Annotated in this window: 18 protein-coding genes, 1 tRNA gene and 1 pseudogene; 9 read left to right on the top strand and 11 right to left on the bottom strand. The window is 34.2% G+C overall.

Features of this window, described 5'->3' with window-relative positions; genetic code table 11:
* Nucleotides 1–54 precede the first annotated feature (54 nt).
* Complete coding sequence (locus tag M900_RS01380) at nt 55–948, top strand: hypothetical protein (protein ID WP_021273416.1); 894 nt, start codon at nt 55–57, stop codon at nt 946–948.
* 21 nt (nt 949–969) lie between these two features.
* Here the strand turns inward: M900_RS01380 and M900_RS01375 are convergent, their stop codons facing one another.
* A complete protein-coding gene (locus M900_RS01375) occupies nt 970–2,187 on the bottom strand; it encodes a S8 family peptidase (protein ID WP_021273211.1) in 1,218 nt (405 codons plus the stop codon).
* Entirely contained in the window at nt 2,184–2,978 is a 795-nt protein-coding gene (locus tag M900_RS16815; protein WP_021273093.1) for a glycosyltransferase family 9 protein, read from the bottom strand. The genes M900_RS01375 and M900_RS16815 overlap by 4 nt, the downstream gene beginning before the upstream one ends.
* A gap of 69 nt (nt 2,979–3,047) precedes the next feature.
* Here M900_RS16815 and M900_RS01365 point away from each other — a divergent pair, with 69 nt between their 5' ends.
* Entirely contained in the window at nt 3,048–3,902 is an 855-nt protein-coding gene (locus tag M900_RS01365) for a radical SAM protein (protein WP_021273487.1), read from the top strand.
* On the opposite strand, the gene M900_RS01360 is transcribed toward M900_RS01365, so the two are convergent.
* The 4 genes from M900_RS01360 to dapF are packed head-to-tail and all read right to left on the bottom strand — an operon-like array spanning nt 3,892 to nt 6,382.
* Nucleotides 3,892–4,428: a TIGR00730 family Rossman fold protein gene (locus M900_RS01360; RefSeq protein ID WP_021273566.1), complete on the bottom strand. Its 537-nt coding sequence runs from the start codon at nt 4,426–4,428 to the stop codon at nt 3,892–3,894. The two genes, M900_RS01365 and M900_RS01360, sit on opposite strands and share 11 nt — an antisense overlap.
* Nucleotides 4,425–5,198: a TlyA family RNA methyltransferase gene (locus tag M900_RS01355; RefSeq protein ID WP_021273220.1), complete on the bottom strand. Its 774-nt coding sequence runs from the start codon at nt 5,196–5,198 to the stop codon at nt 4,425–4,427. Before M900_RS01355 ends, M900_RS01360 begins: the two co-directional genes overlap by 4 nt.
* A 6-nt stretch (nt 5,199–5,204) precedes the next feature.
* On the bottom strand, nt 5,205–5,600 hold the full coding sequence (locus M900_RS01350) for a hypothetical protein (RefSeq protein WP_021273326.1): 396 nt from the start codon (nt 5,598–5,600) through the stop codon (nt 5,205–5,207).
* Nucleotides 5,594–6,382: a diaminopimelate epimerase gene (gene dapF, locus M900_RS01345; RefSeq protein ID WP_021273075.1), complete on the bottom strand. Its 789-nt coding sequence runs from the start codon at nt 6,380–6,382 to the stop codon at nt 5,594–5,596. Before dapF ends, M900_RS01350 begins: the two co-directional genes overlap by 7 nt.
* A 99-nt stretch (nt 6,383–6,481) precedes the next feature.
* On the opposite strand from dapF, the gene M900_RS01340 reads away from it, so the two are divergent.
* From M900_RS01340 to M900_RS01330, 3 genes are all read left to right on the top strand, one after another.
* Complete coding sequence (locus M900_RS01340; protein ID WP_021273291.1) at nt 6,482–7,405, top strand: Gfo/Idh/MocA family protein; 924 nt, start codon at nt 6,482–6,484, stop codon at nt 7,403–7,405.
* A 75-nt stretch (nt 7,406–7,480) separates the two neighbouring features.
* A tRNA-Ile gene (locus M900_RS01335) sits at nt 7,481–7,557 on the top strand.
* Between the two features lie 443 nt (nt 7,558–8,000).
* Complete coding sequence (locus M900_RS01330) at nt 8,001–8,549, top strand: hypothetical protein (protein ID WP_021273252.1); 549 nt, start codon at nt 8,001–8,003, stop codon at nt 8,547–8,549.
* Between the two features lie 166 nt (nt 8,550–8,715).
* Here the strand turns inward: M900_RS01330 and M900_RS01325 are convergent, their stop codons facing one another.
* Nucleotides 8,716–9,069, bottom strand: a complete 354-nt coding sequence (locus tag M900_RS01325; RefSeq protein WP_198295925.1) for a hypothetical protein — start codon at nt 9,067–9,069, stop codon at nt 8,716–8,718.
* Between the two features lie 119 nt (nt 9,070–9,188).
* Here M900_RS01325 and M900_RS01320 point away from each other — a divergent pair, with 119 nt between their 5' ends.
* The 3 genes from M900_RS01320 (at nt 9,189) to M900_RS01310 (ending at nt 11,822) form a co-directional block, all read left to right on the top strand.
* On the top strand, nt 9,189–9,602 hold the full coding sequence (locus tag M900_RS01320; protein ID WP_084703370.1) for a DUF4468 domain-containing protein: 414 nt from the start codon (nt 9,189–9,191) through the stop codon (nt 9,600–9,602).
* Nucleotides 9,603–9,759: 157 nt separating this feature from the next.
* A complete protein-coding gene (locus M900_RS01315; RefSeq protein ID WP_021273583.1) occupies nt 9,760–10,821 on the top strand; it encodes a nucleoid-associated protein in 1,062 nt (353 codons plus the stop codon).
* A complete protein-coding gene (locus M900_RS01310; protein WP_021273382.1) occupies nt 10,818–11,822 on the top strand; it encodes a GTP pyrophosphokinase family protein in 1,005 nt (334 codons plus the stop codon). The genes M900_RS01315 and M900_RS01310 overlap by 4 nt, the downstream gene beginning before the upstream one ends.
* On the opposite strand, the gene M900_RS01305 is transcribed toward M900_RS01310, so the two are convergent.
* Nucleotides 11,819–14,782 (bottom strand): UvrD-helicase domain-containing protein, encoded by a 2,964-nt coding sequence (locus tag M900_RS01305; protein ID WP_021273348.1) that lies wholly within the window; start codon nt 14,780–14,782, stop codon nt 11,819–11,821. The two genes, M900_RS01310 and M900_RS01305, sit on opposite strands and share 4 nt — an antisense overlap.
* Before the next feature lie 442 nt (nt 14,783–15,224).
* On the opposite strand from M900_RS01305, the gene M900_RS17630 reads away from it, so the two are divergent.
* Nucleotides 15,225–15,734 carry a conotoxin gene (locus tag M900_RS17630; RefSeq protein ID WP_021273187.1) on the top strand — a complete coding sequence of 170 codons (510 nt, stop codon included), beginning with the start codon at nt 15,225–15,227 and terminating at the stop codon, nt 15,732–15,734.
* 178 nt (nt 15,735–15,912) lie between these two features.
* Here M900_RS17630 and M900_RS01295 read toward each other — a convergent pair whose 3' ends face one another.
* From M900_RS01295 to M900_RS01285, 3 genes and pseudogenes are all read right to left on the bottom strand, one after another.
* Complete coding sequence (locus M900_RS01295) at nt 15,913–16,260, bottom strand: hypothetical protein (RefSeq protein ID WP_021273264.1); 348 nt, start codon at nt 16,258–16,260, stop codon at nt 15,913–15,915.
* A 12-nt stretch (nt 16,261–16,272) separates the two neighbouring features.
* A complete protein-coding gene (locus M900_RS01290; protein WP_021273147.1) occupies nt 16,273–17,409 on the bottom strand; it encodes a hypothetical protein in 1,137 nt (378 codons plus the stop codon).
* Nucleotides 17,410–17,633: 224 nt separating this feature from the next.
* Nucleotides 17,634–18,236 (bottom strand): annotated as a pseudogene (locus M900_RS01285) (hypothetical protein); the annotation flags it as partial.

Here is an 18,236-nt window from a genome sequence, read left to right as displayed (position 1 = left end):
CTTTTCAAAGCGCGTTTTTTTAGAAACAATAAAGGAAATTTACAGGAGGTTCCGATGAAACGCGTCTTATTGATAGCAATGCTATCTTTTGCTGTTGTAGCAAGTAATCTTAATGAGTTTTGCTCAGAGCACAGAAATAAAAGTCTCGGTGAGATTTCTTTCTTTCATGTGAATAACAACACAATCGCAACAGTTGCCAACAAACTACATCTTTTTGATAGCAATCAAAATCTAATAAATTCAGTAGAATTTGATCAACCTATCGTTGATGTGAAAACACAAAACGATGTGACATTTGTTCTTCTTGCTACAAAAATAGTAAAGATCGACAATACTGACTTAAATCCTCTTCAAACTTATGACCTTAGTTTACAAGCAACAAATAAGAATGAGCTTCCACATGGCTTTACTTTAAAAGACGATAAATTCTATATTGCTTATGGAACACATGGACTAGTAATTTTTGATCCTCTTAAAAGTGAAGTCAATGTCTTTCAATACACTCTTCCACATGACAAAGGTCAAGTTTCAAAAGCTACAGGTGTAGCCGTTAATGGAAATGAGCTTATTCTACTTTTTGATAATGTTACTTACGACTTTTCTACAGAAAAAAGAGCTTTTGAAGGAATTGTTCAAACAAATATCAATTCATTAAATAATTATAAAGCAATTTCAATAAGAGCTGACCGAGAAGCACTTCATGAAGGTAACCTGTACATCAGTGGTAATAAATTATACTCTCAACACCTTCATATTTTATTTGAATATGATCTTAAAAAACTGCAGAAAGCGAAGTATTTCTGGCCGCAAAGAAGACTTTTTAACTTCGGAGGTAAGCAAATTCTTGGTAGAGCAGATGTTGTCGACAAAAATGTACATGGATGTTTCTCGAGCTATGATCCATCGTCAGATTCATTTAGTGCTTTATTTAACATTTTCAAAATATAAAGGGATCTTTCGATCCCTTTTTTATTCTAGAAGCTTTCTCAGACTTAATCTTCCTTCAGAAAGAGTTTTTCCTCTAAAATGATCCATTAATATTGAAGAATTAACGACCTTATCCTGAATTTCTTTGGCACTCATTTTTGGATATTTTGATTTTAAAAGAGCAATTGCTCCTGTGACATAAGGGGCAGACATCGAAGTACCAGAGAGAACTTCATACTTTCCACCTGGAACAGTAGAGATAATATTTCTTCCCGGTGCAGCTGTGTGAACCTTCGTTGGTCCCCAACACGAAAAACCAGTCATACGATCTTCAGGACTGTAAGCTGCAACAGTAATTTGATTTTCAATTCCAAAACTCGCTGGGTAAAGAGGGCTCACATCAATATCTTTATAACTATTTCCAGCTGCTGCTACAAAGACGACACCTTTTTCTTTTCCTGCATTAATCATAAATTCTTTCATGATCAGCGACTCTTTCATGGCTCCCCATGAGTTATTGACTACCATCGCACCATTTTCAACTGCATAATTTAAGGCCTTTAATCCTTTTTCAAGATCGCCCCTTCCCTTCTTATCCATAAATTTAACAGGAAGAATTTCAACATTTTTCATAATTCCAGCAACACCGATTTGATTATGAATGGCGCCGATAATACCTGCAACGTGTGTCCCATGCTTATTATCATCCATTGGATCGGCCTTATCACTTGAAAAATTATAGCCGTAAACATCATCGATAAATCCATTTCCATCATCATCGAAATTCTTCTTACCATTTAACTCTTTTAAGTTAACAGCGATATGTTCTTTTAGATCTGGGTGTTTATAATCAACGCCAGTATCAACAACAGCCACTTTGATTGAATCGAGAGATGCGATTTCATCCCACATCGAATCCATGTCCATATCAACACCAACAACTCCAGGGATAGGAATTCTTCCCCCGCCACGACGAGGCTCATTATTTCCTTCATTAGAAAATGCCCATTGAAGTTCGTAGTGCTCATCAGTAGGTTCAGAGAAGATACTAATCTCAAAGTTTTCATCAATAATAAAATCTGATGCTAATGAGTTTTGAAGAAGACTTTTAAGTTCATCTTGCGAAAGCTTATAAGTAGGCCTTGGGAAACTTCCGATATGCTTGTATTCACTCATAATGTGATTAGCTGATCTTGGCATAACAAGATAGTCTTTCCCAAATGCTGTTGCAGCAAGAAGAAGTGTAACTAGGATTTTCATAGAGACCCCTTTATTTCATTTATAATTTCTATTTCTGTCTTATTGTCTTGGTGAATTTTTTTTCCATTTCCAATGTCAATTTGTGACGAATTCGTTGGACCAAAAAGTGCAATAACACGTTTACCTAAATATTTTGCGAGGTGCAGACCTAAACTATCGAGAGTAATGATCATGCGACAAGAATCAATCCAGTTGATATACTCTCCAATATCATCAAATCCTTCTTGCCAAGAGATCGAATAATTCTCACTCAAACTAGTTTCAAGCTGCTTCCAAAACTCAGGGGACATTGCTTTCTCTGGCCACTTCTTTCCGACCTGATGATTAAATCCAATATCAACAGTATTGCGATCTTTTGTGTTTAAATTGATACGAATATCTTTTTTAAATTCTTTTAAACCTAATAGACGTGCTAATTGATATTCAAATACTTCATCTGAATGAAGTTCGTCAGAAAAGTTAATAACTTTTTCATCTAAACTTTTAAAGCTCGTAAGATTATTTTGTATTCCATAGAAATTTCCTTCATATGGAAGATGCTTCTTCTCTAAATTGATGATCTTATCAAAGTCATGAAAATTTACCCCTTCATCAAGGATGAAGTTTACATTTGGAAAAATTATTTCCATCATTGGCAGGGCTTCATGACTCGTCTGCCAAGTAATTTGATATTCTGGAAAATTATCAATGAGAAAGCCAGTGCGCAGAACATCACCAAGACTCACAATTGAACTTGCTTCATGCTCCGTGAAAACTTCACTATGACCGGTTTTAATAATTAATAAATGCATCAAGGTATTTTGACATCAAAAGGGTCATAACGCTTGACACAAGCAATCATTTTTTGGAATCTATAACTAATGAATTTACCACAAATACATTTGCCAGAGCACTATAACTATATTGGTGCCTTCCTCTCTCTTAGCTGCAATCTTTCTTGTAGCTATTGTATCAATCACCTTGTTGGTCTTGATCAAAAGAGAAAAGTTCTAAGTGCAAATGAATGGATTGAAGGCCTCAATCGAATTTCATCAAAGACAGATCTTCCGATTTCCCTCCAAGGTGGTGAACCTTCGATCCATCCAGGCTTTCTAAAAATCATCAACAATATAAGTAAAGATACCCGTATTGATTTACTTACAAATATTCAATTTGATCCGTTTGAGTTCATGAAGTTTATCGATTCTTCGCGCTTTGATCGCTCACTTCCTTACCCTGCCATTCGTGTGAGTTATCATCCGGAAACGATGGATCTTGACGAGACCCTTCATAAGGTAAAGATCCTTCACGATAGTGGGTATTCCATTGGAATTTTTACCGTTGATCATCCAGATTCAACTGAAGCGACAAAGAGGGCACGTGACTTATGTGATAAGCATGGAATTACTTTTAAAACGAAGGAACTCTTAGGCCTATACAATGATAAACTTTATGGAACTTATCACTATCCAGATAGTGTTTTTCAAAAAGAGTTTAAAACTGTTCAATGTAAGACAAGTGAACTACTTATTTCACCAGAAGGAAATATCTACCGTTGCCATCATGACCTATACAATAAGATTCAACCAGTAGGACATATTCTTGATCCGGAATTTAAGATAGAAGACATTTACAGACAATGTGATTTCTATGGAAATTGTAATCCTTGTGACGTTAAATTAAAAAACAATCGCTTTCAAAATTTTGGTCATTGCTCTGTCGATATTAAATTTTAAGATCCTCAAAGAAATCTTCTGCGGAATCTACAACCTTGATTAGCTTCATATGATGCGGCTTTAAGAAGCCTTCTTTTACTGCGTGTTCAAGATGGTTAATGAGATGAGTGAAAAATCCTTCGTGATTTAAAAGATAAATTGGCTTGCGGTGATATTGAAGTTGGGCCCAAGTTACAATTTCACATAACTCATCAAGCGTTCCCATCCCGCCAGGAATCGCCAAAAAGATATCTGAATAATCATACATCTTTTGCTTTCTCTCATGCATTGAATCTACCATCTCAAACTTTGTGAGATTTTTATGCTCTACTTCCCAGTTCACAAGGCTCTTTGGCATTACTCCAATGACACTCCCATTCTTTTCAAGAACGCTATCTGCAATTTGTCCCATCACACCAATAGAAGCTCCTCCATAAACAAGACCATAATTAAGATCAACCATCTTCTCACCTATTTCGCGAGCAAGATTTAAATATGTTTCGCCGTTACCTTTAGCAGAGCCACAAAATACGCAGATATTTTTCATTGTCCATTCTCCAAAATATTTAATAAATCCATTTCAGTGATCCCATGAGTTGAAAGCTTGCGATCATAATGGAAGAAGTATTCTTGATTACCAGTTTTTCCTTTAATATGACAAAAACTGAATCCTTTAATAAAATAATTCATTGTATTCGACCAGCGATAAAGATCAAGAATTGTATCCTCAATTACTTTCTGGTCCTTACAAACACCTTGCTTGTTTAGATTCTTTTTACCAACTTCAAATTGCGGTTTAATAAGGACAATGGCCTCTCCACTATCCTTTAAAAGCGCTAAGATATTTTCAAGTACAAGTTTAAGTGAAATAAATGACAGATCGACAACTGCAAGATCACAGGTACCATTCATCGAATCAAGTTCTCTTATATTTGTCCCTTCCATATTTACAACACGATCATCTTCGCGAAGTTTCGGAGCAAGTTGATCGTGGCCTACATCAATGGCAAAAACCTTTGAAGCACCTTTTTCAAGGACAAATTCTGTAAATCCACCGGTACTAGCACCAACATCGGCAACTATCATTCCAGCGGGATCGACTTGAAAGTCCTCAAGGGCCCCCTCAATTTTGTGGGCCCCACGTCCTACGTAAATATTTTTCTTATTAACGACAATATCTTCTGAGTCTGTTCTTAATGAAGCTTTTGATACAACAATCCCATCAACAAGGACAACGCCTTCCTCTATTAGTTGTTGGGCCTTAGAACGTGTATCAACAAGACCTCTATCGACAAGTAATTTATCTAACCTTTCCAACGAGTCCTACTTTAGCTTAGGTATAATTTGAATTGTTGTTTTCTGGCCTTCTCCAGTTTCAAAAGACACAGTTGAAAGTTCATTAATTTTTGGAGCAAGTGAGAATGTTTTATTAATTCCTTTACCAGAAAGAATATTTCTTACCTCTCCTGTAATTTTAAAGGCTGAACTTGGACCAAACTCATCACTTTCATCATCAAAATTTGCAACAAGTTTTACATGGATTCCATTTTTCATTTGAAGAGAAACTTCTTTGCCGTTGTAAGCAATCTCTTTGCTCATAAGTTCGCTCTTTAAAATCATCTTAGCATCAAGTCCCTTCTCATGAGTTACTTCGATATCTAAAATAAGAATTGCAAAAACATTATAACTTACCAGTAGTGCCAATATCGCCTTTAACATAATTGTCCTTCATAAATTCTTTTAACTTCACCACCTAAGAAGACCTTTTCTTGCTCTCTTTTAATAGTGACATCCCCACCTCTGGAGATAAATTTTATTTCATCAATCTTCTCGAGATTCTTACCCCAAAGAAATCTGGCACAAGCAGTGATTCCCGTACCACATGACAGTGTTTCATTTTCTACCCCTCGCTCGTATGTTCGAACAAGATAATCTCTTCCCTTCTTTGAAATGAAGTTTACGTTAACTCCCTCGTTAAACATTGGATCAAGGCGAACCTTTCTTCCAAGGCTTACAACATCAAGTGCATTAACATCATCAACTAAGAAACATGTATGGGGTACACCAGTATTTGAATAATAGTGAGCTTTTCTTACAATCTGATCAAACTGCCCATCGAGATTTATAAGATCGACATCGTAATATTCATTCATTTCAACCCATACAAAATCGTGGTCAACCACACTCTTGTAATGGGAATTAAGAGTTGAAAATTCTAGCTCACATTTTCCAAGATCATTGAGCTTTGCAAAGAAGTGACTGATTGCGCGAGAACCATTTCCACACATTGCCACTTCACCGCCGTCAGCGTTTAAGTACTTCATATGAAAGTGATATTTTTCGGAGTTTTCCACAAAAATCACACCGTCAGCACCGACACTAAGGCCACGCTTACAAAGACCCTGCCACAAATCTCTTTCATTTGTGAGCACAACTCCATCACGATTATCTATCATGATGAAATCATTACCTGTGGCGCTGTATTTAGTAAATTTGATCATAATTTATCCAAATTAGATACTTAACATCTTCAATCTTAAAGCTACCAAAATCTTATCACCAAAAGGGCTTGAAAGTAAAAAAAAGGCTATAATAATGCCATGGAAAAAAGCCCCGTAAAACTCATCATTGTCGGATGTTCAAGTAGTGCTCGTAACCTGCTTAGCAATAATTTACTCGGGGACGAAGTCGAGATTGTTGGAATCTATGATGCTAATCCGATTCTATTAACTAATGTCGCAAACGATCTTGGCCTTAACCGTATTGATCACTTCGAAGATATTTCTAAATATGATTTCGATGGGGTCGCCATCATGACTCCAAGTGATAGTCACTTTAGCTTATGCCAGTATTTTCTTGAAATGGATAAATATGTGTTCTGTGAATCTCCTATTGCCAGATCACAGGATCAACTCAAGATAATTGGAGAACTCGGACAGGAGAAACTAGATAAGATCTATACCTACACTCCATATTCGGGGCTTGAGGCCTTTCAAAAGTTAAAGGATATGATTAGAACTAAGCAAATCGGGAAAAGCTATCTCGTCAAAATACTCTTAAGTAATGAAACTCCGAGTATATATCATGGGAGTGAATCAATTCTTACAGAGTTTGGACCAAGCCTCATGTATATAACCAAGCTCTTTGGGGATATCAATGAACATTCTCTTTTTTTAAAGAACGTAAAATGTAGCTCTGGAGTTGAAGACTTTGCATACGGACATTTTGATCTATCAAATGATACTTTAATTCACTTTGAATTAGATTCGAAAAAAGAGAAGAGAGCTAGCACTGTTGAGGTTTTGACTGATAAATGTACAGTGGTGATCAAGCCTACAAAAAACACAATTAAAGTTTCCCATGAAAAAGGACAGGACGAAAAAATCAATTTTGACTCTAGACATAGTCCACTTGAGAAGGAGTTCTTAAACTTTGTTACGACTGTTCGAAATAAAAATAGTTGTGCCCCCTTAATAGATCAAGACATTTTCAGCTTGCCCAATCTCTATCGCACCGCTTCGTAATTATTTCTACTTTTTTTCGCATTGTGAATTGCTAAAATTCCCCAACTTAGGTTACATTATACGTCTACCAATTGCGGGTCATTAGCTCAGTTGGTTAGAGCCCCCGGCTCATAACCGGGTGGTCGCAAGTTCAAGTCTTGCATGACCCACCAAAATAAAAAACCACCCTCGCGGTGGTTTTTTTATTTTAAGCGTAAGTTTTGTATGACTTGGGCTTGCGAAGCAAGTTTTGGAGGCGTCAATTGCCACGACGGCAAATTGATGCCGAACAAATTCGAGCGGTCAGGAGACCGCGAAGAACAAGTCTTGCATGACCCACCATAAAAAAGCCTCGACATTGTCGGGGCTTTTTTATTTGTGCTGCTATTCAAGATAGTTAAAATTTGTGAGACGCAAGTTGAGGAGCGTGATGCGACGAATGTCGCTGAAGGCAGGAGCCGTAAGCGACCAAGTCTTGCATGACCCACCATGAATGTCACTAGTTGAACTAGTGTCCATTAAAAAGCCCAGTCTTCGGATTGGGCTTTTTTTTGCCTAAAATCTAAAAATCTCTTAAACTTATCAAGTAAGACTATTATCGACCAAGGCTCAAAGAATGAAGACATTTTTAAGTACTTTTACCAAAAAAGAAAACTCCCTACTGATTGAGTATACTAAGCTGTTCTTTGGAACAATGCTTCCAATTGCTCTCTTTTTTGAAAATTTTGAAATAAAGAAAATGTCTGAGATAGTAACCAAGGTAATCTCAGGAGAATTTAAAGATCTTCTTATTTTTATAATTGCTCCGACTATATATAGTGCTTTAAGAGCATGTCTTTGTAAGAAGTTTAGACTATCTATAATCGATCAATATAAAGACTTTGAAAAAATAATTTTAGGGGCACTGCTTCTTTCTTCCATTCCATTTATTTTATACTACTTTAATCCTCAGAGTATTGTCATTAGTAATACAATAGGATTTCTCATCGCATTTCTACTCATTCCAGTTTTCTGGCACATACTTGTTTACGATGCAAATGATGGTTACTTCAAATTACTTGATGAGCTTAAATTATCTAAAAATAATAAAAGAGCGCATATTTCTATATACTTCTTCATTATGTTTATTGGAGTTACGATAGGCTTCTATTCTTTTAACCTTTAAAGTTTATCCAAACGAATCTTTACAGCACCTCTAGATATATTAAGTTTTCTAGACAATGCTCTAATACTCATCTGCTTTTCGACGTACAGCTTTTTTATATATTCAAGATCGTCATATTTATGACTTCTTAGTGAAATGACATCAATTATTTTAGCGTCAGAAGAAATTAACTGACTTGGCCTCTTTTTTTTAGTTCACGACTAAGATCGTCGTAGATATGTAAACAAACCGTATTATCGGATTTGATTACAACCTTTTCAAAGATATTCTCTATCAGTCTACGCTTTTGACTTCCTGAGAGCTTCTTAAGATTAGCCAGAAGCTCATCTATGATGTTCTTTGTATTATTTATCTCTAAAGGCTTGGAAGTGTTCTCTTTTAAATCTAGAGCCTCTGCTAATTTATGCTCTAATTGATTACGTTCTTCATTCAATTGAATAATTTTCTCTTCCAAGGAACTAACCAATATTTCGCTCTTAGTTCCAGGGTGGACTATTTGATTTAAAGTACTATTTTTCATTGTCTTATTTTCTTCTAAATCACTTTCCAGACTTTTAATTAGACAATTTACAGCTGATAAATTGCTCTTATTTTTTATACTACTTTCATACAAGCTTTCAAAAATAGCTTTATTATCGGATGTCCTATGTATATGTAGAGAAGACATCTTTATCAGCTGAGAATGCATACAATATGACTCTAGGCTATCTTGCTAAAAATCTACAAAATAGTAATAGAGCTATTCAACTTAAAGACCCTAAACGTAAGAAGCTAATTTCTCAGATTGGGATTGAATGTAATGACGTTAAAAATGGAATGCTAGATATAGCGACTTATACTACCTACTTCACTATTGAAGCAGACTTTAAGAATAATAAAGCTAGGTTTTCTATTTCCGGAGACAGCTACTCTTCTAAAAATATTGATGGAAGTTTAATTACTGTAAATACTCCATTCAAATCTCATCAAAAAGAAGGCCTTAAAAAGTGTGCAGACAAACTTAAATCCGAAATGGTCGCTAACTTAAGCATCAAATCTAACAATAATTGGTAAACTTTATCACTAGAGGAGTAGAATAATACTCCTCTTTATTCAATTAAGAAAAATTAATCCAATCGAACTATCAACAACTTAACTTCAACACATAGAATAACAATCTCGACATAAATTAATTAGTTTTGTATATTGCGGCAAAAAGGAATAATTGGTTATGGCTCTTCTAAGAAATTTAAACATTTCTAGACTTATAAATCACGAAATCGTTGCTCCTGTGCAAATAGGTCAGCACTTCACTGTAAAAGAGCACGATGATGTTCTTTCTACAATTAGTTCAGAGATTAATGATACGATCTGTAGAAGAATTACAGATGTTTTAGGGATTAGTACAAATAAATCAATTGAGTTAATCCCTGACGACACTTCCGAAGGGTCTTTCTTTTCAACTATACCAGACTTGCTTCAAGCGAATAATGATAGCTTCCTTGAAAAATCTAAATATGTTGCACATTTATTAGCAGACACACAAGGTACCGACAGAAGGAGACCTCCAGGCCCTATTTTTTTTCTTAGTGGTACAACTAGCAGAGACAACCTGCGTTTTCTTTGCCTAGTTAAGGCTGAATTTCAAGAAGGCTTACATAGTGATGTATCAGAAGATGCATCTGAAATAAAACTTTTAAATAGAATCTTTCTAACTCCAAACCAGAAATTTTATAAATTATTGTTTGTTGTTCAAAATACTGTTAACGCAACTCCTGCAGCAGAAGACTATAACTTTTATCTTTTCGATCAAAATATGACACGCTCATCAAAAGACGCCGCTGCGAAATACTTTTATAATAAATTTTTAGGTCTTAAGCTTCCAGAGTCTCCGGCCCTTAAAACAAAAACGTTTTTCAAAGAAACATCTTATTTTGTGAATGATCAATCTCAATTTTCAACAGATGAGAAAATTGACTTACATACACATTTATATAGCTATTTAACTGCACCGAGAAGAGAAACAATTTCTCCTGCAACTTTTGCTAGAGATTATATCGAAGATGAAAATTTAAGATCGTCTTACAGAGATTATATTGCACAATATTCATTAGGTGCGACATTTCCAATAGACCTTAAGTTTATTACCAAAGATCTCAAAACGAGATCTTTCTCATTCTCTAGTGGGAGTAATCTAAGGTTTAACTCTGTTTTTTTTAACAACCATGTAGAAATCGATATTGATGAAGAGGGTGGAACGACAACCTTTACGATAAGTGATTCAATTCAATGAGTTCAGCTATTCAAGAATTTAAAGAAGCTTTTTATCAGCAAAAACCATCTCTTGAGTTATATGGTAAGTTTATTGTTGATACTATTAACTCATCATTTAAGGAGCAATATCCAAATATTTCACCATATGAAGTGTTTAAAGTTGAACCAAAACATAGAGTGAAGGAAGTTGAATCATTAATAAATAAAGCTTTTTATAGAGGTAAGAACTATCAAGATCCACTTAACGATATTACAGATAAAGTTGGATCTAGATTCATTGTATTAACTCTTGATCACGTCAATATTGTAAATAATCTAATAGAAAAGCATTCTTCTCTTTGGAACTTCTCTAAGGACAGAGATTTCAATATTGAAAAAAAAGAAAATCCACATATCTTTACATATCAATCTGACCATTACGTGCTAGAACTAAAAAAAGAAACTGAGTACGACGGTCAGAGAATTCCGAAAGGCCTTAAGTGTGAAGTTCAAGTCAGAACATTAATGCAGCATGCTTTCGCTGAAGTAAGCCATTTTATTATGTATAAGCCTAAACTATCGAAAAATTTTGATAATGAAAGGCTACTTGCAAGATCCGCAGCTTTAATTGAAGTAACTGATGAAAAATTTAAATCTATGATGACAGAATTCAATTCTCAAATTACAATAGAAAATGTGTTACTTGATAAAGCTAGTTCATATTACTCAAATAAAATTAGTGCTTGCGACCATAGCAACGAAATAAATAGTACTATTGTTCAAAGTTATAGCCAGTTCATTAATGAATCATCACATGCGAAGTTCGATAAGTTCATTAAAGAGAATGATTTTATATTTGATAAAGTTAAAACTCGTCTAGAAGGTAGCTTTATCTATGAGCAACCAGCAGTATTATTGTTATATTTTTTCGTAGAAGAGTTATCAAAAGACCAAGTTCTTCAACATTCTCCTCTGTCACACGATGATTTAAAAGATATCTTTAGTGATCTTGGTGATTCTATAACTGATTTAGATGATTAATTTTTAGAAAAAGCATCCTCATAAATAACTTCTATAACCTCTAACTTTGTCTCAAGATCAAATAATCTTCTAACAAATTCGTATTTATCCCCATAAGCCTTACATGTAGGACAATAGAAGGTATCATTCTGATTTTTAACAATTAAAGATTCTTCTTCATCTGCATGAAAAGGACACTTTCCTTTATAACCTTCAAATAAATCAACATAAAGCGAGACCACTTGGCTCACTTTCATATCTTCCACTTTCTTTTTCTGACTATCTTCTAATGATTCCGAGAGAGGAAATGGTTCTGTGTCTTTATTCATTTTATTTTCTTTTACGATTTTCTTTATTTCGAGCCAAAATGGTGAGTTCGTATCTTCTTGCCCATTGTCAGTTATAAAAAAGAGTTGTTCCTCAGCTCTTGTCATCGCAACATACATAAGCCTTCTCTCTTCTGCATTTTCATAATTTTCTCTATGAGATGTGACTAGCTTCATCACAGAGTCATCAGGTATCGAGCTTGGAAAGCCCATAATTACTTTCTTAGGAGGTAATACAAAAACGTATGGAGCCTCTAGCCCCTTAGATGAGTGGACAGCCATAGACCTAATTTTTAAATTCTTATATCTATACTGCTTTTTCTTTAGAGGAGTTAACACATCAGAGACAATAGAAATATCATTGTTATACCTTGAAATAAGATAGATATCGACTGAGCCATTATCAAAGTCATCTCTTCCATTAGGATATAGCTTTGAATTTAGGTTTATTAGAGCTTCTTCGAACTGTTTTGAGCCTAGGAACACTATTTCTTTAGGATTGTTTAATGCTTCATTCTCTGACTTAAAACTCTTAACATCCTTTTCTAATTGAAATGGATTCTTACTAACAAACATTTTTCCAAGATTAACGATATTGGATTGACTTCTATAATTATATTCTAATCTCGTAACTCTTGAGTCTTCATTCATTTCATCAAAGTTAAGCATTAAAGTAACATCAGCACCATTAAACTTATATATTGACTGCCAATCGTCTCCAACAAAGAATAGTCTTTTATCCTTAGCTAGGTCATCTAAAGCGTTTACTAGTTTCATCATTCCAAAAGACGTATCTTGAAACTCATCAATAATAATATGCTTATAGTCCTCTGTTAGAATCTCTCCCTTTTCATTAAGGTACTCAAAAGCTTTCTTGATATAGTCAGAAAAATCAATTTTATCATATGTATCTAAAATCTCTTGATACCTATAGTAAAAAGGTAAGAATATATCTAAAAATGCTCTAGATCTTCTCTGTAAAAAAGTAGACTCTCCAAAGACATCGTTAATTTTATTATCAATATCATTTTCTGAGTAATTCCCAGATTTAAATAGGTTCATGAAATTACTTAGTAACCTTATAATATCAGGCTGAATAAACTTGATAGATTCAACATCATCTATAGGCTTAAGAGTTACACCATGGTCTTCTAACTTCTTAACTAAGTCTTCTAATACCCTTTTTTCTCTAAATTCATAGCTATAAGTACAAACTAGTTTCGTTCCATTCTCTTTATGAAGTTCTTTTTTCTTCCTAATTCCATAGTTATAGACTTCTTTAGCTGTAAATTTCTTATGAGTAGACTTAAACCAGCTAGGAACATTACCATTTCGATCAACTCCAAAATGCTCTATATAAATGTCATAATCTGGTAGATAAAAGTCAGGCTGATACTTAAATCTCTTCTTCGTATTTTCTGGAAATCTATACTGCATCTCGTAATAAAACTTAACATTATTAAGAAATAAGAAGTCAGCTATCGTTTTTTCCTCAAAGCTTCTAACTCTAATATTATTTAATGTCTTAATTGATTTGCCTGGCTTGAAGTTCCTCTTACTATGGATACTATACATCGCTGCATTAAAGTCATTGATTTCATTTCTATGATTAATTAACTCTTCAATAGAGTTATAATCAAACATAAATTTTGCATCATAATAAAAATTTAAAAAGAACTCTCTTATTCTCTTTGCTAGGTCTGACCCTTTTAATAAATCGTCATAAGCTTCTCTTAAATAGCCTCTCGCCTCATCTTCTTTAGCTAGTTTTGGTCTTGCTCCTTCATAGGAAGTTATTATTTTCCCACCAAGGCTGTGTATTGTTCTTGCTTCAATATTTATTTCTGCTTTTTCTTTTACTCTTTTCTCCATATTTATTTTTCCATCTTTGGAAAAAGTAACCAAAAGAATATCTCGAGGATCAACACCTTTATTTTTTACCAAGTGCCCGATTCGTGCAGAAATAACGCTTGTTTTACCAGATCCTGCTCCAGCATTTACTAAAACTTTATTCTCTTCAAGTACAACTGCTTTTCTTTGTTCTGAATTTAAGCCCTTTTCATAGTTATCAAAATACGATTTGTAATCAATTAGCTCATTCTTAATATATTCTTCATTAAAAGACTTAACTCTATCTGGGAAATCTATAAAAATATTCTCTATTTCTTTAACGGCTTCTTCCAGTTCTCTTGCGACAGGAAGATATTTGTATTCAAAATGATCTGGAAAACTCTTAGACAATTCAATATAAGACTCTTTCATTACCTTAGCTTGATAGTGAGTAAAGTAGTCACTAAAGTCGCATAACCTCTCTTTAACTTTAAGCAATGCAGAATCAACCTTTCCTTTAAGTTCACATAACTCTTCTTTCTTCTCTAATAAGTCTAGGTACTCATCAAAAGAGCTTATTGGCCTATAAATTCTAAGAAAGTTCAGAAAGAATCTATCAATCCATACTAGTCGAGAGTGTTTTTCGCCTAGTCTTGTCCATTTATCGACTAATATATCTTTATCTAATACAGCTTCACCATTCAAATTACTTAGAAGTAATGTAATAAGTTCAACTGACTCAATATAGAATGAGTTAGCTTTTTTTCTGATTAAAAGGAAGATCTTAGAAATAAGACTTATTTTTGGAGTATTTAAAATTAACATTTAATTTATTTACCACAATATGTGCAAATCGTCATGATAATGGCCTCGTGGAGAGCAAATATTAGAACTCTAGAGTTAAGGAATCTTTATTCAACGAATTATTTTGAAGCTTTTTAGTTAACAATTTTAGTTTTTAAGGAAACATTTTTCAACAAGTGACTTCAATACCCCACCATAAAAAAGCCTCGACAATGTCGGGGCTTTTTTATTTGTGCTGCTATTCAAGATATTTAAAATTTGTGAAATTTTCTATGAGCAATACAAATCATACTTAAAGCAACACTGCGCACGGTGCAAACCAAGCTCAACACAACACTGTGCACGGTGCATCTTGATACTCTAGAGTCCTTTATTTTTTTCTAACTATTGGCAATGCCGTAAGAATAACTTGGCATTTAACTTGCTCTGCAATTTGTAAAATTATTTTCAATGAGGGAGAAACATGAAAAAAGTTATTTTACTATTTACACTTGTGCTATCAATTCAAGGATTCGCTCAATCAAAGGGCGAAGTCCCTAAAGAGGTTACCGCACACATTGCAAAACTTCTTGGCCTATCTGCTAACAATACTAAATCTTTAACAAACAATTGTTCCGTAGGTGGGTCGCAATGTATATTTGATAATGACTGCTGCTCTGATAATTGCCTCTCTGGAGTATGCCAAGCTGGTTATGATGGACGAACTTATGGTGGAGGAGGTTGTACCTTTGATAGTGATTGCCTCTCAAATAATTGTTTTAGTGGAACTTGTCAGGAAGGAACTGGTTGTACTTCAATTGGTCAATGTAAATTTGATAGTGAATGCTGTTCTGGAAACTGTACTAACGGACAATGCGGACAAAGCTGTGTTGCAGAAGGTGATTACTGCACGATGGATATAGAGTGTTGTACTGGAAGTTGTAATTATAATACTTGCACTAGACCTAGACGCAGAGGAAATGACTGCGAATAAATTATATTAACGGGTGATTCATGAAGTGAGATCACCCGTCTTTTTATAACTTTCACCTAAGAAAATTGAGAACTCTTCTCAGTTTAGATTATTTTAACAAGGTTTTTAGACAGTTGTAATTCAACATACTCAACTAGCTCATCAATTATTTTATCTGCAATTTCATTCGTAAAATATTCTATTTATAAAGATCAAGTTTTTCTAAATAACCAACTGGTGAAAACTTCATTAGAACATATTTAACTGCATGAGCACATAAATTTTCCTTCACACTTTTCTGTAAAAGATAAATCTCTTCTGACATGACAGGAATTTTTTTGAAGAAGCTCTTTTGTATGTGAACTTGACCAATATATTTACTTTCTTCAATTTTCTTATTCAGACTGGCCATGTAAATCAACTTACATTCTTGTTCATTATTTATTTCTTCAACATTACTCTCATAGCTATAAGTGATTAACTCTGAACTAGTTTTCATACAACTCGAAAATAAGAGCGCAAGTAGCCCTACGTATATTTTCTTCATTGACTACCTCTTTTATGGCACATATTTAATCTCTTCATACTCCCCCTCCCTTAAAGCCGAACCATAAATCTTAATGGACTCGGGTTGTGAAGTTTCTAAACATTCACTTAAAGATTTCTCACTATAAGAGGGCTGGAAAACATAATCGACAATATCTCGACAGAAGCCTTTATAGCAAAAATTATTAATTTTCTTTCCTTCAAATTTTGAATCACACTTGATACGACCATCTTTCGTCTTTGTTAACTTTAAGTCCATGACTAGTACATTATTTCCAACTGCACAGAAACTTGAATCTAAGCACTCCTCGCCAATCTTTTTTTCGCATTTTTGCTCTGAACACATACCTCTTTGACAACATCCGTTCATGCAATCACTATCAACAGCACAACTCTGTCCACTAACTCCAAGATATCCCTCAATTTTGATATCTGGAAAACAGCGAATCACATCTTTTTTTGCACTAACATCTAGAAAAGAAATTTTATCATAGAAGAATTTGGTTTTACTTTCTTCAAATTTAATATTTTCCAAGGGGACAATGATGTGATCGAGTGGATTATACTTTAACGTAGGAGCAAATTTTTTATCTAGGCCAAAAGATATATTCACAGAAGGAACTAAATCAATTGATTCACAAATGCCTCGTTTGGCAAAGGAAACTGACGGATACAAATACCCTTCATCAGCAATAAAGGATAGCTGATCAGTGCAAAGGATCATATTTTCTAATTTCTCAAATCGTGGGCAATAGCGTTCAAGCACTTCATTATTTGAAGCATTTTCTTTGATTTGTGTATAAATGATATCAAAGTAAGCTGTTTCAAAAAAACCAGCTTCTTTAATGATTCGAATTGTCTTAGGTTCGTAATATTTATTTCTAACAACTCTCGCCTGGGAAAAAGTAAATGTCTTTTTTACTTTGTCTTTTATAATTTCATTTTCAAAAGCACTTTTTAAATTCTTATAAATCTCGGCATCAACTTCATCGAAGAAATTTGTCATTTTGGCTAGTGATTTTTCTTTATCAAAAAATTTCTCTACTTCTGCAATCTCATTATTTTTTTTTAGCGATAAATCTCTCTGATCAGCATTGAAAGAACTTCTTTGCGTTGATGATATTTTAACTCTTACAGTATCACTCTTCATATTATCTAGAGGAGTGCTAACCAGATTATGAACTATAGGAGACCTGAAGATTGAAAATACTGCCCCATTCACTAATTCATAGTGATTTAAACACGTGTAACTTATTAATAAAAATAATAATAGAACAGCAGATCTCTTCATGGATTAACAGGTCTCAACACAACAAATTTATAAAAAAATTGTATTGAAAATACTAAGAAATACGAACAATGTCCAGAGTAAGTTTATTTAGCACAACGAAAAGTCAGGCTATTAGCTGGATTTACTGATACATTTGGAAAATGCACAACCTGTGTTGAACATCGATTACCCCAAGGAACTGATGCGACCATAAGATAAGCATCACTTCCAGCATCTAACTTATAATTTGCAAGCCATTCCCAATTAGTTGAATGTCCATTTAAACCCAATGCAGCCTTGCGTTCACACGCTATTATCCACTCAAATTCTCTAGGCAGCCTCTTTCCATCTCCCTCGCAAGCACTCTTTGCTTGTGCCCATGTTGTAGCTACTCTTAGATTTTGTTCTAGACAAAAGCCCATATCAGTTATTGGATCATCATTCTCGTCCTTCAATCCCTCTAGAGCAACATAAACTTCTCCAGCACCACAGTTATCAGCGTGGACAGAACTTAAACTTGCATCATTATTTTCTTGATTGCTAATGAATGAACGAACCTCATGATCTGCAACTTTTATTTTCATTTGATTATCGACATAGGCCTTTGTTGTAACATCTGTGGAAACTGTAGGACTTCCAACACTTGAGATCTTTCTCCCACCCATATTGATATCACCACTCATCGTTCCACCTGCAAGTGGTAACTT

The sequence above is a fragment of the Bacteriovorax sp. Seq25_V genome (genome assembly GCF_000447795.1).
In the GTDB taxonomy this organism is placed as follows: Bacteria; Bdellovibrionota; Bacteriovoracia; order Bacteriovoracales; family Bacteriovoracaceae; genus Halobacteriovorax_A.
The sequence above is the reverse complement of the archived record's forward strand: the minus strand, read 5'-3'. Positions and strand labels throughout refer to the sequence as shown.

Excerpts from the sequence above, each read along its gene's own strand:
- M900_RS01375 (WP_021273211.1), bottom strand. The coding sequence starts at position 2,187 with ATGAAAATCCTAGTTACACTTCTTCTTGCTGCAACAGCATTTGGGAAA.
- M900_RS17630 (WP_021273187.1), top strand. The coding sequence starts at position 15,225 with ATGAAAAAAGTTATTTTACTATTTACACTTGTGCTATCAATTCAAGGA.
- dapF (WP_021273075.1), bottom strand. The coding sequence starts at position 6,382 with ATGATCAAATTTACTAAATACAGCGCCACAGGTAATGATTTCATCATG.
- M900_RS16815 (WP_021273093.1), bottom strand. The coding sequence starts at position 2,978 with ATGCATTTATTAATTATTAAAACCGGTCATAGTGAAGTTTTCACGGAG.
- M900_RS01320 (WP_084703370.1), top strand. The coding sequence starts at position 9,189 with ATGTCCTATGTATATGTAGAGAAGACATCTTTATCAGCTGAGAATGCA.
- M900_RS01340 (WP_021273291.1), top strand. The coding sequence starts at position 6,482 with ATGGAAAAAAGCCCCGTAAAACTCATCATTGTCGGATGTTCAAGTAGT.
- M900_RS01365 (WP_021273487.1), top strand. The coding sequence starts at position 3,048 with ATGAATTTACCACAAATACATTTGCCAGAGCACTATAACTATATTGGT.
- M900_RS01325 (WP_198295925.1), bottom strand. The coding sequence starts at position 9,069 with ATGAAAAATAGTACTTTAAATCAAATAGTCCACCCTGGAACTAAGAGC.
- M900_RS01295 (WP_021273264.1), bottom strand. The coding sequence starts at position 16,260 with ATGAAGAAAATATACGTAGGGCTACTTGCGCTCTTATTTTCGAGTTGT.
- M900_RS01360 (WP_021273566.1), bottom strand. The coding sequence starts at position 4,428 with ATGAAAAATATCTGCGTATTTTGTGGCTCTGCTAAAGGTAACGGCGAA.
- M900_RS01310 (WP_021273382.1), top strand. The coding sequence starts at position 10,818 with ATGAGTTCAGCTATTCAAGAATTTAAAGAAGCTTTTTATCAGCAAAAA.
- M900_RS01380 (WP_021273416.1), top strand. The coding sequence starts at position 55 with ATGAAACGCGTCTTATTGATAGCAATGCTATCTTTTGCTGTTGTAGCA.
- M900_RS01290 (WP_021273147.1), bottom strand. The coding sequence starts at position 17,409 with ATGAAGAGTGATACTGTAAGAGTTAAAATATCATCAACGCAAAGAAGT.
- M900_RS01350 (WP_021273326.1), bottom strand. The coding sequence starts at position 5,600 with ATGTTAAAGGCGATATTGGCACTACTGGTAAGTTATAATGTTTTTGCA.
- M900_RS01315 (WP_021273583.1), top strand. The coding sequence starts at position 9,760 with ATGGCTCTTCTAAGAAATTTAAACATTTCTAGACTTATAAATCACGAA.
- M900_RS01330 (WP_021273252.1), top strand. The coding sequence starts at position 8,001 with ATGAAGACATTTTTAAGTACTTTTACCAAAAAAGAAAACTCCCTACTG.
- M900_RS01305 (WP_021273348.1), bottom strand. The coding sequence starts at position 14,782 with ATGTTAATTTTAAATACTCCAAAAATAAGTCTTATTTCTAAGATCTTC.